Raw genomic sequence first — 2117 nt, 5'->3', positions numbered from 1 at the left:
ATCTATTTTTAGAATATAAATCTTTAGCTTCAGCTGTTAGTTTAGATTCATCTATGTTGTTTTTAGTATAAGCTAGTAAAAAGTCTAAGCTTTGAACCATAGAACGAGCTATATCAAGTCTTTTTTCCTTATTTGGATATTTATCTTTACTTAAAAGATAATTAGCTAAAAACTCTGCTTTAGAGGCAGGATTATCTTTATCAATCTTTGCATAAGCTTTTAATAAATCATTTAGTGTATTTATATCTACTGCATAGAATTTATCTTTTAACTCGGATATGATTTGATTGATAATATCTTCACTAATAATATCATCAGTATCTAAGATGACATTTGGATCGGTTGGATCGGTTGGATCGGTTGGTTTAGATGGTTTTTCTATAGTGTTAGCTTTAGATAAAAAGTCTTTATATGCATCGCTTTGAGTAGAATCGTTATAAGTGTGGATGTTTATTTTATCTGAGATATAACCATTTTTATTAAAGTCATTCCAATAGTTTTGATCGGCTATTGCATTAGTTAAATCGTCTTCATGATGGTAGATGTGGATATTGTCAAAAGTATTGTTTTCTCCAATCAAAAAATTACTGCCACCAAAGAATTTTCCATCAGAATTTTCTATTTTATCATGCTGATTAAAAAATATAAAAATATTTTTAAACATATTATTTTCTATTTTATTACCAAAAAAACCATTACCTCCAATGAAACCACCAGCATACGTAACAGCTCCATTAATGTAAATTCCATTTTTTAAGTAAATATTTTCATAATACCCATTTTTCTGTGTCCCGCCTATAAATCCACCTACAAAAGAACGTCGCGATTTTTTAATACTTATTTTAACACCATTTAAAGCAATATTTTTAAATTTATTTTCATCGCCACTTCCTATAAATCCACCAATCTTTGTCCCCCCTTCATTTTCACCTACAAAATTATCACTTGAGTGGATAACAACAGGGCTATCAATGCAAATATTGCTAAATTCACCATTATCAAAATAGCCAGCAAATCCACCTGCAAGTGTAGTATAAGAAGCATCTGTATTGATTGTTCCCATATTATTTATAATAATATTTGTAAATTTGCCATTAAAGCCACTTCCTATAAATCCACCTATATCAATCGAACTAGTACTAGAAGCTTCAACCTTGCTGAGATTGCTTAAAACTATATTGTCAAAAATAACTTCATTTAATGCAAAGCCAATAAAACCTCCGACTGCAGCTGTAGATGCAATAATGCTACCACCCTTATAATCTACATTGATATTTTTAAATTTAGCTCCATCTGCCATACCAAATATACCAGTTAAATGAAACCAATCAGTTTTAGCTTGTAATATATTAATATTCTTAAGTGTAAATCCTTGTCCATCAAAGGTTTTGGTAAAAGGCTCGAGAAAGTTGCCAACTATCATATTAGTAAATTCATTATCTTGTTTTACACCATCACCATTTAGGTCTACCCAATAATTTGCATAGTTTTGCCAATCTTCACCTTCTATACCATATCCTTTGTTGCCACTAAAATCAATATTCCCTACCAATCTAAACTCATCTACATTTTTAATATCACCTAAACCTTCATTCCAACCTTTTGCAAAGTGCCACCATTCTATAGCATTTTTCTTTTCATCTCCCATATTACCCATAGTTAGAGCTTTTTTGAAATTAGAGCTTCCTATATGAGTTGTACCACTAGAATCTTTATAATTTACTACATTTACTTTTACATTATCGCCAAAGCTATAATTATTATTTGCAAAATTGATCATTTGTTTTTGTAAATAACCACCCTCTGTAGCTGTTACATTGATAGTGGAATTTAAATTTGTACTATCTGCGTCTATATATACATTTTTTCCTACTAAATGTGTAGTAGATTTTTCATTACCTAATTTACCACCTTGTATATCTACCTTATTCCCTATAAGTAACACATCATTAGCATTAATAGTACCCATATTTACTACATTACCACCATTTGGTTTAAATACTGGAGAGAAAGAAGCACCTTGTGCTTTAAATTTATCAAAGTCTTCTGGTTTTAAAGACGAAGTCGAAGCCACAAAGCGATTAGCATTGATAGTTCCTGTTTTAGTAATGATTACT

Annotated in this window: 1 protein-coding gene; it reads right to left on the bottom strand. The window is 30.1% G+C overall.

Features of this window, described 5'->3' with window-relative positions; all coding sequences use genetic code 11:
• Positions 1-2117, bottom strand: a 2117-nt coding sequence (locus tag L8X24_RS07855) for a hypothetical protein (protein ID WP_263664334.1), incomplete at both ends; no start/stop codon positions are given.

It is taken from the genome of Campylobacter sp. CNRCH_2015_0814 (assembly GCF_025772765.1).
Lineage (GTDB): Bacteria > Campylobacterota > Campylobacteria > Campylobacterales > Campylobacteraceae > Campylobacter_D.
Note: the sequence above shows the minus strand (reverse complement) of the source record. Positions and strands in the feature narration are given on the sequence as shown.